The 13,904-nt window shown below is 39.5% G+C and carries 19 protein-coding genes; 7 read left to right on the forward strand and 12 right to left on the reverse strand.

What is annotated here, in order from left to right; translation table 11 throughout:
* The first annotated feature begins 172 nt into the window (after nt 1-172).
* From AC27GZ_RS02705 to speD, 7 genes are all read left to right on the forward strand, one after another.
* Nucleotides 173-1,387 (forward strand): aspartate aminotransferase family protein, encoded by a 1,215-nt coding sequence (locus tag AC27GZ_RS02705; RefSeq protein ID WP_487093339.1) that lies wholly within the window; start codon nt 173-175, stop codon nt 1,385-1,387.
* 39 nt (nt 1,388-1,426) lie between these two features.
* A complete protein-coding gene (gene astA / locus AC27GZ_RS02710) occupies nt 1,427-2,452 on the forward strand; it encodes an arginine N-succinyltransferase (protein ID WP_487093340.1) in 1,026 nt (341 codons plus the stop codon).
* Nucleotides 2,453-2,478: 26 nt separating this feature from the next.
* Nucleotides 2,479-3,948, forward strand: coding sequence for a succinylglutamate-semialdehyde dehydrogenase (astD, locus tag AC27GZ_RS02715; protein ID WP_487093341.1), 1,470 nt, complete (start codon nt 2,479-2,481; stop codon nt 3,946-3,948).
* Between the two features lie 224 nt (nt 3,949-4,172).
* Nucleotides 4,173-4,973 carry a 2-oxoadipate dioxygenase/decarboxylase family protein gene (locus AC27GZ_RS02720; protein ID WP_487093342.1) on the forward strand — a complete coding sequence of 267 codons (801 nt, stop codon included), beginning with the start codon at nt 4,173-4,175 and terminating at the stop codon, nt 4,971-4,973.
* Nucleotides 4,974-5,102: 129 nt separating this feature from the next.
* Nucleotides 5,103-5,453 carry a DUF3802 family protein gene (locus tag AC27GZ_RS02725; protein WP_487093343.1) on the forward strand — a complete coding sequence of 117 codons (351 nt, stop codon included), beginning with the start codon at nt 5,103-5,105 and terminating at the stop codon, nt 5,451-5,453.
* A 130-nt stretch (nt 5,454-5,583) separates the two neighbouring features.
* Entirely contained in the window at nt 5,584-5,988 is a 405-nt protein-coding gene (locus tag AC27GZ_RS02730) for an OsmC family protein (protein WP_487093344.1), read from the forward strand.
* An 11-nt stretch (nt 5,989-5,999) separates the two neighbouring features.
* Nucleotides 6,000-6,749 carry an adenosylmethionine decarboxylase gene (gene speD, locus AC27GZ_RS02735; protein WP_487093345.1) on the forward strand — a complete coding sequence of 250 codons (750 nt, stop codon included), beginning with the start codon at nt 6,000-6,002 and terminating at the stop codon, nt 6,747-6,749.
* Nucleotides 6,750-6,795: 46 nt separating this feature from the next.
* Here speD and AC27GZ_RS02740 read toward each other — a convergent pair whose 3' ends face one another.
* The 12 genes from AC27GZ_RS02740 to rplR form a co-directional block, all read right to left on the reverse strand.
* Entirely contained in the window at nt 6,796-7,695 is a 900-nt protein-coding gene (locus AC27GZ_RS02740) for a phosphoribulokinase (RefSeq protein ID WP_487093346.1), read from the reverse strand.
* A gap of 150 nt (nt 7,696-7,845) precedes the next feature.
* Nucleotides 7,846-8,256, reverse strand: coding sequence for a 50S ribosomal protein L17 (rplQ, locus tag AC27GZ_RS02745; RefSeq protein ID WP_487093347.1), 411 nt, complete (start codon nt 8,254-8,256; stop codon nt 7,846-7,848).
* Nucleotides 8,257-8,300: 44 nt separating this feature from the next.
* On the reverse strand, nt 8,301-9,290 hold the full coding sequence (locus AC27GZ_RS02750; protein WP_487093348.1) for a DNA-directed RNA polymerase subunit alpha: 990 nt from the start codon (nt 9,288-9,290) through the stop codon (nt 8,301-8,303).
* A gap of 28 nt (nt 9,291-9,318) precedes the next feature.
* Nucleotides 9,319-9,939 (reverse strand): 30S ribosomal protein S4, encoded by a 621-nt coding sequence (rpsD, locus tag AC27GZ_RS02755; protein WP_487093349.1) that lies wholly within the window; start codon nt 9,937-9,939, stop codon nt 9,319-9,321.
* 31 nt (nt 9,940-9,970) lie between these two features.
* Complete coding sequence (rpsK, locus tag AC27GZ_RS02760; RefSeq protein ID WP_114325558.1) at nt 9,971-10,360, reverse strand: 30S ribosomal protein S11; 390 nt, start codon at nt 10,358-10,360, stop codon at nt 9,971-9,973.
* A gap of 13 nt (nt 10,361-10,373) precedes the next feature.
* A complete protein-coding gene (rpsM, locus tag AC27GZ_RS02765) occupies nt 10,374-10,730 on the reverse strand; it encodes a 30S ribosomal protein S13 (protein ID WP_159817717.1) in 357 nt (118 codons plus the stop codon).
* 196 nt (nt 10,731-10,926) lie between these two features.
* A complete protein-coding gene (rpmJ, locus tag AC27GZ_RS02770) occupies nt 10,927-11,040 on the reverse strand; it encodes a 50S ribosomal protein L36 (protein WP_130603190.1) in 114 nt (37 codons plus the stop codon).
* 30 nt (nt 11,041-11,070) lie between these two features.
* Nucleotides 11,071-12,396: a preprotein translocase subunit SecY gene (gene secY, locus AC27GZ_RS02775; protein WP_487093350.1), complete on the reverse strand. Its 1,326-nt coding sequence runs from the start codon at nt 12,394-12,396 to the stop codon at nt 11,071-11,073.
* Between the two features lie 8 nt (nt 12,397-12,404).
* On the reverse strand, nt 12,405-12,839 hold the full coding sequence (gene rplO / locus AC27GZ_RS02780) for a 50S ribosomal protein L15 (protein WP_487051433.1): 435 nt from the start codon (nt 12,837-12,839) through the stop codon (nt 12,405-12,407).
* 2 nt (nt 12,840-12,841) lie between these two features.
* Nucleotides 12,842-13,021: a 50S ribosomal protein L30 gene (rpmD, locus tag AC27GZ_RS02785; protein ID WP_353537953.1), complete on the reverse strand. Its 180-nt coding sequence runs from the start codon at nt 13,019-13,021 to the stop codon at nt 12,842-12,844.
* A 6-nt stretch (nt 13,022-13,027) separates the two neighbouring features.
* Entirely contained in the window at nt 13,028-13,537 is a 510-nt protein-coding gene (rpsE, locus tag AC27GZ_RS02790) for a 30S ribosomal protein S5 (protein WP_487093351.1), read from the reverse strand.
* Between the two features lie 9 nt (nt 13,538-13,546).
* A complete protein-coding gene (rplR, locus tag AC27GZ_RS02795) occupies nt 13,547-13,900 on the reverse strand; it encodes a 50S ribosomal protein L18 (protein ID WP_487093352.1) in 354 nt (117 codons plus the stop codon).
* Nucleotides 13,901-13,904 lie beyond the last annotated feature (4 nt).

Genomic DNA, 13,904 nt, shown 5'->3' on the forward strand with positions numbered 1-13,904 from the left:
ATTTTACAAGGCCTACAGAGTGATTAAGCAAGACAAAGCTATGCAAACATGTCATACTTACGTTCTATTTTTAAGCACTAAGTAATAATCTCAACATAATTTTTATTTACCTTATATACTAAAATTTATCATAAATGATACGAGAGCAATCACCCAATTTAAGGAGTTTATAATGTCAGAACAGTTTTCTGTAAACCGCGAGTTATTTGATGATGTAATGGTGCCTAACTACGCACCTTCAGCTGTTATTCCTGTACGCGGCCAAGGCTCTCGAGTTTGGGATCAACAAGATAATGAGTACATTGATTTTGCTGGCGGCATTGCTGTAAGTAGCTTAGGTCACTGCCATCCAGCAACTGTTGCAGCTTTAAAAACTCAAGGTGAAAAAGTTTGGCACTTATCAAATGTCATGACTAATGAGCCTGCGCTACGTTTAGCTAAAAAGTTAGTCGACAGCACCTTTGCAGAGAAAGTGTACTTTGCAAATTCAGGAGCTGAATCCAATGAAGCAGCATTAAAACTAGCTCGTCGCTGGGCATTAAATGAATATGGCGCTGATAAGTCACAAATTATCGCCTTTAAACAAGGCTTCCATGGCCGTACATTTTTTACCGTAACTGTAGGTGGTCAGGAAGCTTATTCTGCTGGTTTTGGTCCTCGCCCAGCTGATATAGAGCACGCTGAATATAATAATCTAGACAGTGTAAAAGCGCTTATCTCTGATAATACATGCGCCATTATGGTAGAGCCTTTACAAGGTGAAGGTGGCATTGTTGCTCCGACAGCTGAGTTTATACAAGGGTTACGTGATTTATGTGATCAACATAATGCACTTTTGATTTTTGATGAAGTACAAACAGGAGCTTGTCGTTTAGGTCCTCTTTATGCCTATATGGATCTGGGGGTTACTCCTGATATTTTAACTTCAGCAAAAGGTTTAGGTGGCGGTATTCCAATTGGCGCTATGTTAACAACGACCGATATTGCTAAGCATTTAGCTATCGGTACCCACGGTAGCACCTACGGCGGTAATCCATTAGCGTGTGCTGTTGCCGAGGCTGTTATTGATGTAATTAATACGCCAGAAGTACAAAACGGCGTTCAAACTAAATCACAGCTGTATGTTGATGGCTTAAATGCAATTAATGCTAAATACAATGTTTTTGAAGAAGTCCGCGGAAAAGGCTTACTCATTGGCGCAGTATTAAACGAGCAGTATCAAGGTAAAGCAAAAGACTTTTTAACAGCCGCTATGGATGAGGGTGTTATGGTTTTAGTTGCTGGTGCCAATGTTGTACGTTTTGCTCCTTCATTAGTTATTCCAGATGAAGATATTATCGAAGGTTTAGCCCGATTTGAAAAAGCTGTTGCTAAATTAGTTAGCTAATTCAAACCTTTATAAGTATCTAATCATCGAGAGCTATATATGATTATTATCCGCCCTATTAATATGACTGATTATGACGATTTGCATCGTATTGCCGTTGAATCGGGTCACGGGTTTACCTCGTTACCCGTTAATGAGCAAATATTGAGACAGCGTATAAATCACTCTGAAGAGTCTTTTAGTGACCAAGTTACAGCCCCTGGCGATCAAGGTTACTTATTTGTGATGGAAGATACTGAAACGGGTCAAGTGGTGGGTACTTCTGGCATAGAGGCTGCTGTAGGTCTTGATAATGCCTTTTACCACTATCATTTAGGCAAAGTTGTCCATAGCTCTCGTGAATTAGGCATATACAATACGGTTGAAACCTTATCTCTGTGTAATGACTATACGGGTGCAACAGAGATTTGTACCTTGTTCTTGCAGGAAAGTCACCGTAAAGATAACAATGGTAGATTTCTGTCACGTTGTCGTTTTTTGTTTATGGCTGAGCATAAAGCACGCTTTTCCAATTGTGTTATCGCTGAAATGCGTGGTGTTAGCGATGCAGAAGGAAGTTCCCCTTTTTACGACTGGTTAGAAAAACATTTTCTTTCTATTGAGTTTACAAAAGCAGATTATTTAACTGGCATTGGCAACAAAGATTTTATTGCCGATTTGATGCCTAAATATCCTATTTACGTCAGTTTATTAAGTGAAGAGGCACAGCAAGTCATCAATAAAGTTCACCATAATACTGTGCCTGCTTTACGCTTACTTGAAACAGAAGGTTTCACTCGTCGAGGTTATGTGGATATTTTTGATGCCGGGCCAACTGTTGAAGCTGAACTTAGCCATATAAGGGCTGTTAGAAATAGTGAAAAATACCAAGTATTAATCAACAATTCATGTGCACAAGAAAGTCATCAAAAATTTATCGTTTGTAATACTAAAGTTGAAAACTTTAGAGCAACACAAGTAAGACTTACCCTTAGAGAAACTGCTAATCAAGTGGTTTTAACCAGTGATGTGGCACACGCCCTACAAGTACAGCAAGGTGACTGGGTTCGTTTACTCAGCAATTAGACGCCTAAATTTCAATAGGAAAAATTATGTCAAATGTTCAATTTATTAATGGTCAATGGCTAGCGGGTCAAGGGCACGATATCACTTCGCTAAATCCTGCTCGAAATGAAGTTATCTGGCAAGGGAAAACAGCCACAGCTGAGCAAGTGGATCAAGCGATAACAAGTGCTAGAAAAGCGTTCGAATCATGGTCAACAATCAATTTTGATGAACGTGTCAGCATAGTGACAAAATTTGCTGAATTACTTGGCGAAAATAAAGATGACTTAGCGACAACTATCGCCCTTGAAACCGGTAAACCTCGTTGGGAAACCTTAGGCGAAGTAGCCGCAATGATCGGTAAAATAAACATTTCCCTCAACGCTTATCACGAGCGTACTGGTACGGTAGAAAACCCAATGCCGGGTGCAAAAGCTTATATTCGCCATAAGCCTCATGGTGTTGTTGCTGTTTTTGGCCCATATAATTTTCCTGGTCACTTACCCAATGGTCATATTGTACCAGCCCTTATTGCAGGTAATACCATAGTATTTAAACCAAGTGAATTAACGCCAAAAGTTGCCGAAGAAGTATTGAAAATTTGGCAAGCTGCAGGGCTTCCTAATGGTGTCATTAACCTTGTTCAAGGTGAAGTCGCAACAGGAAAAGCACTAGCAAGTCATAAAATGATTGATGGTTTGTTCTTTACCGGTAGCTCAACAACAGGCCACTTGCTACATGAACAATTTGGCGGCGAGCCTGGAAAAATTCTTGCGCTTGAAATGGGTGGCAATAACCCACTTATTGTAAAAGATGTAAGCGATATTAATGCTGTAGTTCACGATATAATTCAATCTGCCTTTGTAACTACTGGGCAGCGTTGTACTTGTGCTCGCCGCTTATTTATTGAAAAAGGTCAGCAAGGCGATGCTATTCTAGCGAAATTACTTGCTGCAACAGAAGCATTAGCCATTGGTTATTACGACGATGAAGAACAACCTTTCTTAGGCTCAATGATCTCTGAGAAAGCGGCTTTAGGTTTAGTCTCTGCCCAGCAAAAACTAATTGATTTAGGCGCTAATCCTCTTCTTAAATTAAAGCATTTACAAGAAAACACCGGCTTTGTTTCTCCTGGCATCATAGATGTCAGTCATATTGTTGCCAAGGTGCCTGATGAAGAATATTTTGGTCCACTATTGAAAGTGTACCGCTACACTGACTTTGATGAAGCAATCGATGAAGGTAATAATACCAGCTTTGGTTTGTCAGCAGGTTTATTAAGTGACAACAAAGCCATGTACGATCACTTTTTTACCCGTATACGTGCCGGAATTGTAAATTGGAATAAACCGATAACAGGTGCGAGCAGTGCTGCTCCTTTTGGTGGCATTGGCGCAAGTGGTAACCATAGAGCAAGTGCATTTTATGCCGCCGACTATTGTGCTTACCCTGTTGCTTCTGTTGAAGCTGAGCAAGTGAGCTTGCCTGAAAGTTTAAGCCCAGGAATAAAGTTTTAGAGATGTTTGTTAAAGATACTTATATTTTTGCACACAAAAGGGAAGAAGGTTTTCGCCCTTGTTTTTTTAAGTGTATAGATCAAATTTGATCCTTAGTGAAAACGATGGTGATTGCTGAAATACATAGTAATACATAAACTTATTACTATTTTTTCCCTACCATTCGCTATTTTTATCTTATTAATCTATGTAAGTATTTATCCATTTTACGCTAAGGATTTCTTATGACAGCGCAAGTAAAACAACTTTTTAACAATATATGGCAACACTATATTGCTGTAACACCATCAGCCAATAAAATTCATCAACTGCTGGGTAATGGTAATGATGTAATTAACGATCATGTTGCCTATCGCACTTTTAACCTCGAAAAAGTCAATTTAGCTAAGTTAGCTAGCCATTTATTAGCACTCGGTTACACTGAGTGTGGGCAATATGATTTTGCAGCCAAAAAGTTAACGGCAAAACATTTTGAGCATAGTGATAGCACTATGCCCAAGGTCTTTATCAGTGAATTACGCGTAGAAGAGTTTTCAACTGAAGTGCAGGCAATAATTCATAATCTCGTTAACTCATTACCAGATGATATCAGTCTACAAGAAAACTTTTTATATTCTGGCCGCCCATGGGATATCAGCTTTAGTGACTATCAAACACTAATCGCAGAAAGTGAATACGCTGCTTGGTTAGCCGCTTGGGGTTACCGTGCAAATCATTTTACTGTCAGTATCAATCACCTTAAAAACTATACCACTATCGAAGAAGTCAACAACACACTTAAAAATGCCGGTTTTGCGCTAAATAGTGCTGGTGGAGAAATTAAAGGAAACGAAGACGTAAAATTAGAACAATCATCAACTTTAGCTGATAAGGCCTCGGTTAAATTTAGTGACAAAACAGTAGAAATACCAAGCTGTTTTTATGAGTTTGCTAAACGATATCCACTAGCTAGCGGAGAGTTGTACACTGGTTTTGTGGCTGCTTCTGCCGATAAAATATTTGAGAGTACAAATATAGACAGCTAGCCTCATGATGTATGAAGAAGGATGTGCCACTAAATAACCTTCTTCATAATCTTTAAAAAAACTCCGCAACACTAAAAAAATATCGCTATACTGATAACAAGTTAATCTAAAAGAGCATTACTCCTTGTTATGGTTACAGATACAGAAGGTTATATTCATATCATTGAATACCTAACTGAGCACCTAAGTTTTTTTGAAAACTCAACCGCGCAAGATCCAAATGCGGACAGTATTATTGCGGTGATAGAACAAGAGCTCAGTGAACAGATCATTGCTGTGTGCAGCCAAAACGACAAGCTTACCTATAACCAACGTAACGCTATTATTAGAGAAGTTGATGCCATTGTTTACGACCTTGAGGAAATCCTCTCTGGTGTTATTAATAATCCTGCTACAGCGCAACAAAGCCGATTTATCAAAGAGTTTGCTGGTTTAATTAAAAACTTGTTTGACTCTGAGATTAATAACTTATCCGCTTAACCCTGCAAATTTCACCTTAATAGCGTAAGAGCTGATTTACATTTATGTATTTGTTTTTCGTTTCAATGTCTAGTGATAACCCCCCTATTTAGTTAAACTATTGCCTTGTTATTAATTAGAGTAAATTAAAATGAAAGCACAGGTAAAATGGTTAGGCGAAGAATTATTTCTTGGCACTTCTGAAAGCGGTCATACCCTAGTTTTAGATGCTAATGGTGGTAATTTAGCACCTAGCCCTTTAGAAACTGTTTTAATTTCGTTAGGTGGTTGTTCCTCAGTTGATGTAGTAAGTATTCTTCAAAAAGCACGTCAAGATATTAGTGACTGTACCGTTCATATCAGTGGCACTCGCGTAGATAGTGTTCCAAAACTGTTTTCAGACATTCATTTGCATTTTGTCATTACAGGTAAGAATATAAATAACAAGCACGTTGAGCGCGCTGTTTCATTGTCGGCTGATAAATATTGCTCGGTTGCCTTAATGCTAAATGGCAATGTAAATATTAGCCACGACTTTGCTATCCGCAATGAGTGATATACTAACTAATGTCTAAAATTCACTTGCATGGTTTTAATAATCTAACCAAAAATTTAAGTTTATCGTTATATAAATTGCATTACCTGCATGATGAAGCTAAATATCATGACTACAACAATTATATTAGCCAGCAATATTGTGCAAGTAACTTAACAAACCTACTTGCAGATGTTTGCCATAGTATTGGTGGAAATATTCTCAATATTGCCAAGCAAGATTATCAACCTCAGGGAGCTAGTGCGACATTAATGATCTCAGAAGAAGCTCCGAGAGCGAGCTCTGAAGCAATTGTTGCTCATTTAGATAAAAGTCATTTATGCATTCATACCTATCCAGAAGAGTCACCACACAAAAATATAGCCATTTTCAGAGCTGATATTGAATTATCGACCTGTGGCATCATTTCGCCGTTAAGGGTACTTGATTATGTGATAGAAGCCTTTGAAAGTGATGTTATTGATATAGACTTTCGAGTTCGTGGGATGACGAGAGACAGTCAAGGAAGGAAATTATTTAATATCGATATTATTGACCGGATAAGTGATTTTTTAAGCCACAAAACTAAACAAAACTTTATCATTGAAGATCACAGTTTTAGCGCTCAAAATCTTTTTCATAGCAAGTTATGTCGACACAACGTCGATTTGAAAAATCACTTATATAACTTAAGTGAAAGAGAATTATCCAAACAACAAAAAAATGATATCATTGAACAGTTAAAAATAGAGATAACACAACTAAATTCGAAGGAGTGTTAGCAACCAAGTTTCAAGGCATACAGTTGCAAGCACATAAATATAGATGCTAAAAGTCACTCATCCAATCAAGTTGCTTATTAGCCTGTGTTTTACGTTCAATTAAATCTCGGATCAACGGCGTTAATATCAGCTCCATCGCTAACCCCATTTTACCACCAGGCACTACGAGTGTGCTAACACGCGACATAAATGATCCATCAATCATGCGTAAGTAATATTGGAAATCAACATTTTTAACTTCCCTAAAGCGTATTACTACAAAGCTTTCATCTAAACTCGGTATCGCTTTTGCGCTAAATGGGTTTGAAGTATCAACGGTTGGAACACGCTGAAAATTGATATGTGTTCTAGAAAATTGTGGGGTAATAAATGAAATATAATCTTCCATGCTTCGTACAATACTGGCAGTGACCGCTTCACGGCTATGCCCGCGTTGATTGGTATCTCTTACGATTTTTTGAATCCATTCCAAGTTGACAATTGGAACCATACCAATCAATAAATCAACATGCTTAGCAACATCATTGTCTTCTGTAACGACGCCACCATGTAAACCTTCATAATAAAGTAGATCTGTCCCTTCGCCTAACTCTTCCCAAGGAGTAAATGTACCTGGCATTTGATTATATGGTACAGCCTCGTCAAAAGTATGCAAATACCTTCTCATCATCCCCTTACCGGTTTCACCATAATCACGAAATAATTTTTCTAAAGCGCCGAAATCATTAGCTAAATCGCCAAAATAACTAATATTTGTGTGTGATTCTTTCGCTTTACGCTTTTCAACATCCATCTCTTGACGTGAAAAACGATGAAAGCTGTCCCCTTCTACATTAACAGAACTGATCCCTAAACTTCTGAACATATGTTCAAATGCCGCTGTAGTAGTGGATGTACCTGCACCAGATGAACCAGTTACAGCTATGATAGGATTTCTAGATGACATAAAGCTTGCTCAAGTGATAACAGAAAATAATGGCTATTTTATACGGGGTATTGGCAGGAAGATCAAGTTTTGAACTAAACTACAAGCTGTTTATTTTAAAAACAAAAAACCCAGCCTTAGCTGGGTTTTTTAAATGAAGTTAAGCTTAAATTAAGCTTCTGCTTCTACTGACTCTTCAACTTCTTCAACAGCTTCTTCAACTGCTGGACGGTCTACTAACTCAACATAAGCCATAGGAGCTTTATCACCAGTACGGTAACCGCATTTTAAAATGCGAGTATAACCACCTGGGCGTTCTTGGTAACGTTCACCAAGTTCGCTGAATAAAATACCTACTACTTCTTTATCTTGTGTACGAGCAAATGCTAAACGGCGATTTGCAACACTGTCGGTTTTAGCCAATGTAATCAAAGGCTCTACAACGCGACGTAGTTCCTTAGCTTTAGCAACGGTTGTTTTGATAACGCCGTGCTTAACTAAAGAGCTTGCCATATTGCGGAACATCGCTTGGCGATGACTGCTATTACGGTTTAACTGGCGACCACTGTGACGATGACGCATGTGTTAATCCTTCTTAAAAAACTATTAAAAAAACGATGACCGAACTAGTCGTTGTCAACGATGCTTTCTGGTGGCCAGTTTTCTAGGCGCATACCTAGAGACAAACCACGTGACGCTAATACGTCTTTGATTTCAGTTAATGACTTCTTACCTAAGTTAGGTGTTTTAAGAAGCTCAACTTCAGCACGTTGTACTAAATCACCAATATATTGAATTGCTTCTGCTTTTAAACAGTTAGCTGAACGAACAGTTAGCTCTAGATCATCAACTGGACGAAGCAAGATTGGGTCAAACAATGGTTTTTCTTCCACTTGCTCAACTTCTTTAATATCGCGTAATTCAACAAATGCATCTAGCTGTTCAGCTAAAATAGTTGAAGCACGACGAATAGCTTCTTCCGGATCCAATGTACCATTGGTTTCCATATCTAAAACTAATTTGTCTAAATCTGTACGTTGTTCAACACGTGCAGAGTCAACATCATAAGCAATTCTTACTACTGGGCTGAATGAAGCATCAACTAACAAACGACCAATAGCACGATCTTCTTCCTCGGCATCACGGCGCGCTGAAGCAGGTACATAACCACGACCCATTTCAATTTTAATGCGCATGCTAACAGAGCCTTCACCTGTTAAGGTGCAAATAACATGATCTGGATTTGTAATAGTTACATCTCCGTCATGTTGGATATCAGCTGCCGTTACAGGGCCTTCACCTGACTTAGTTAATGTAAGAATGGCTTCATTTTTGCCTTCTAAAATAACTGCAAGCCCTTTAAGGTTTAGCAATATTTCGATGATGTCTTCTTGAACACCTTCTTTACTACTGTACTCGTGTAATACGCCATCAATTTCAACTTCTGTTACAGCACAACCTGGCATAGAAGATAAAAGAATGCGACGTAAAGCATTACCTAAAGTGTGACCAAAACCACGCTCTAATGGTTCTAAAGTTACCTTAGCACGACGAGCGCTAACGTTTTCAATACCAACCATTCGTGGTCTAAGGAATTCGGTTACAGAACCCTGCATATATGTCCTCTCTTAAAGTGCAACTTTACTACTTAGAGTAAAGTTCAACAATTAACTGTTCATTAATTTCGGCAGATAAATCAGCTCTATCAGGAATACGTTTGAATGTACCTTCTAGTTTTTTGTTATCTACTTCAACCCAAAGCGGTTTTTCACGTTGGTCTGCTAATTCTAAAGCAGCGATAATACGCGCTTGAGTTTTAGACTTCTCACGAACAGAAACCACATCTTCAGCTTTAACAGTGAAAGATGGAATATTCACTACACCGCCATTTACCACGATAGCCTTGTGGCTAACTAATTGACGAGCTTCAGCACGAGTGCTTGCATAGCCCATACGGTAAACTACGTTATCTAAGCGAGTTTCTAAAAGTTGTAACAAGTTCTCACCTGTATTACCTTTTAAACGTGCTGCTTCTTTGTAGTAATTACTGAATTGTTTTTCTAGTACGCCATAAATACGACGAACTTTTTGTTTTTCACGAAGTTGAACACCGTAGTCTGACAAACGACCGCGACGGGCGCCGTGTTGACCTGGTATTGTTTCGATTTTACATTTAGTGTCAATTGCTCTTACACCGCTTTTAAGGAACAAATCTGTACCTTCGCGACGACTAAGCTTTAACTTAGGACCTAAATATCTAGCCATTTTCTTTCTCCAACTTTCCTAAAAAGGGCGATTAAACGCGACGTTTCTTAGGAGGACGACAACCATTATGAGGAATAGGTGTAACGTCTGTAATGTTGGTGATTTTAAAACCAGCAGCATTTAAGGCACGGATAGCAGATTCACGACCTGGACCTGGACCTTTAACGAACACTTCAATATTCTTCAAGCCAAACTCTTTTGCAGTAGCGCCTGCGCGGTCTGCAGCTACTTGCGCAGCAAAAGGGGTAGATTTACGTGAACCACGGAAACCTGAACCACCTGCAGTCGCCCAAGATAATGCATTACCTTGACGGTCTGTAAGAGTCACGATTGTGTTGTTGAAAGAAGCATGGATATGAGCCATGCCATCAGCAACTTGTTTTTTTACGCGTTTACGCGAACGAACGGGTGTTTTAGCCATTGTCTAGTTCCTCTTACTTCTTAATTGGCTTACGAGGACCTTTACGTGTGCGCGCATTTGTTTTAGTGCGTTGACCACGTAGAGGAAGACTGCGACGGTGACGAATGCCACGGAAACAACCTAAATCCATAAGACGTTTAATGTTCATTGAAACTTCACGGCGCAAATCACCTTCAACGGTAAATTTGTCCACTTCAGCGCGAAGCAAGTCAATTTTTGCTTCGTCTAATTCACTGATCTTCGTTGATTCTTCGATACCAGCTGCTGCACAGATTGCTTTCGCACGTGTAGCACCAATACCGTAAATCGCAGTAATGGCGATTACTGCATGCTTACGATCAGGGATGTTAATGCCAGCGATACGGGCCACTAACACATCTCCTATAGTTATTTAAAATTACTTTGATTGGAAAGCCCGTTAGGATACCCAACCATTCTCTTTTTCGCAAATCGAAGCGGCATTATACAGAAAAATCTGCATAATGCCAGTTCAAAAAGATTTATACGTAGGCGTTAGTTTATTCGCACTTTAATGCGAAATTTAAACTTCATCTACAATAAGGTTATTAACCTTGTCTTTGTTTGTGCTTTGGTTCAGAACAAAGAACGCGAATAACGCCTTTACGCTTAACCACTTTACAATTACGACAAATCTTTTTTACGGATGCACGTACTTTCATTTTATACTCCGTTAACTAAATTAGTCCGACCTAGCGGCCGTAACCTTTTAAGTTTGCTTTTTTAAGTACATTATCATATTGATGAGACATCATATGTGTTTGTACTTGTGCCATAAAATCCATAATAACAACAACGATAATTAATAAAGATGTTCCACCGAAATAGAATTGAACATCCCACGCTATCATCATGAATTCAGGAACCAAACAGATAAAGGTAATGTATAACGCACCCGCTAGAGTTAAACGTGTCATTACTTTATCAATGTATTTGGATGTTTGTTCACCCGGACGAATCCCTGGAATGAATGCACCTGATTTTTTCAAATTATCTGCAGTTTCACGCGGATTGAAAACCAATGCCGTATAGAAAAAACAGAAGAATATAATTGCTGCTGCTAACATTAATACATACAAAGGCTGACCTGGCGACATAGCCAGAGAAACGCCTTGTAAGAAATCAGCAACCGCGCCTTCACCTTGGCCAAACCAGCTCGCAAGCGTGCCTGGGAACAAGATAATACTTGAAGCAAAAATAGGTGGGATAACACCCGCCATATTTACTTTCAATGGTAAATGCGTACTTTGAGCAGCAAACACTTTACGTCCTTGCTGACGTTTCGCATAGTTAACAACAATACGTCGTTGACCACGCTCTACAAATACCACTAAGAAAGTTACTGCAAATACCACAACGCCGATAAGCAATAATACTAATAAGTGCAATTCACCTTGACGCGCCATCTCAGCTGTTTGACCAACTGCTGATGGCATGCCAGCAACAATACCCGCAAAGATAATGATTGAGATACCATTACCTATACCACGTTCAGTAATTTGTTCACCTAACCACATTAAAAACATGGTACCAGTGACTAAACTAACTACTGCCGTGAAATAGAAACCAAAGCCAGCATTTATTACTAAGCCTTGCATCATATCCGGTAAGCTTCGAGCAATCGCTATCGATTGTACTGTTGCTAGAACTAATGTGCCGTAGCGTGTGTATTGACTGATTTTACGACGTCCAGCTTCACCTTCTTTCTTAAGCTCTGCAAATTTAGGGCTCATCACCGTAAGCAGTTGCATAATAATTGAAGCCGAAATGTACGGCATAATACCCAAAGCCAATACTGAGGCTCGCTCAAGTGCACCACCAGAGAACATGTTAAACATTTCTACGATGGTGCCCTTTTGTTGTTCAAAGAACTGAGCTAATACAGCGGCGTCAATACCAGGGATTGGTACAAATGATCCTAAACGCAACACAACTAGTGCTACGAATACAAACCATAATCTTTGCTTAAGCTCAGACAATCCGCCTGCGCCCTTATTATCCATTCCTGGTGTAGCCATAATCTGTATTATTCCTCGATGTTACCACCGGCAGCTTCAATAGCTGCACGAGCACCTTTAGTTACGCCTAAACCGCGAACAGTGATCTTGCGAGTAATTTCGCCAGACAGCATAATTTTTGCTGTTTCAATGTTACGGCTGATTAGTCCAGCATCTTTTAACGCGTGAATATCAACAACATCACCTTTGATTAGGTTTAATTCGTGTAAACGAACTTCAGCGCGAACTAAAGATTTACGTGAAGTAAAACCAAATTTAGGTAAACGTTGTTTCAATGGCATTTGACCACCTTCAAAACCTGGACGAACACTACCGCCAGAACGAGACTTCTGACCTTTGTGACCACGACCACCAGTTTTACCGATGCCTGAACCAATACCACGACCACAGCGCTTCTTAGCTTTGTGAGATCCCGGTGCAGGGGATAAAGTATTTAAATGCATAATTAATCCTCCACCTTAACCATATAGTAAACCTTGTTGATCATACCACGTACAGAAGGAGTATCTTCTAACTCAACTGTATGATTGATACGACGTAAACCAAGGCCTTTTAATGTAGCTCTATGTTTCGGTAAACGACCAATAGAACTTTTTACTTGTGTTACTTTAACTGTTTTAGACATGCTGAATTACCCCAGTATTTCATCAACGCTAAGACCACGTTTTGCTGCCATGCCTTCTGGCGAATGCATATTCGCTAGGGCAGAAACAGTAGCGCGAACTACGTTAATTGGGTTAGTAGAACCGTATGCTTTACTTAATACGTTCTGAACGCCTGCAACTTCAAGTACGGCACGCATTGCACCACCGGCAATAATACCTGTACCTTCAGAAGCTGGTTGCATGTAAACTTTAGAACCTGAATGACGACCCTTGATTGGGTGTTGAAGAGTAGTACCCTTCAAGTCAATAGTTACTATGTTACGACGTGCTTTTTCCATTGCTTTTTGGATTGCAGCAGGCACTTCACGTGCTTTACCGTAACCAAAACCAACACGACCATTACCGTCACCAACTACTGTTAATGCGGTGAAACTGAAAATACGACCACCTTTAACCACTTTTGATACGCGGTTAACGGCGATTAGCTTTTCAGCCATATCACTTTGTTGTGAGTTTTCTTGATTATGATTAGCCATTATCAACCCCTAGAATTGAAGACCAGCTTCACGAGCTGCTTCTGCTAACGCTTTTACGCGACCGTGGTAAAGGAAACCAGAGCGATCAAAAGCAACTTTTGAAACGCCTTTGGCTACAGCACGTTCAGCAATGGCTTTACCAACTGCTGTTGCTGCTGCAATGTTACCTGTTTTTTCAACTTGAGCAGCTACTTCTTTGTCTAATGTAGACGCTGAAGCAATTACTTCGCTACCATTTGGCGCGATTAGTTGAGCGTAAATGTGACGAGGAGTACGGTTTATAACTAAACGATTCGCACCCAGCTCGCTGATTTTTGCACGAGCGCGTTTAGCGCGGCGCAAACGAGATGTTTTCTTATCCATAGTA

The organism is Colwellia sp. SU-HH00943, from assembly GCF_057546125.1.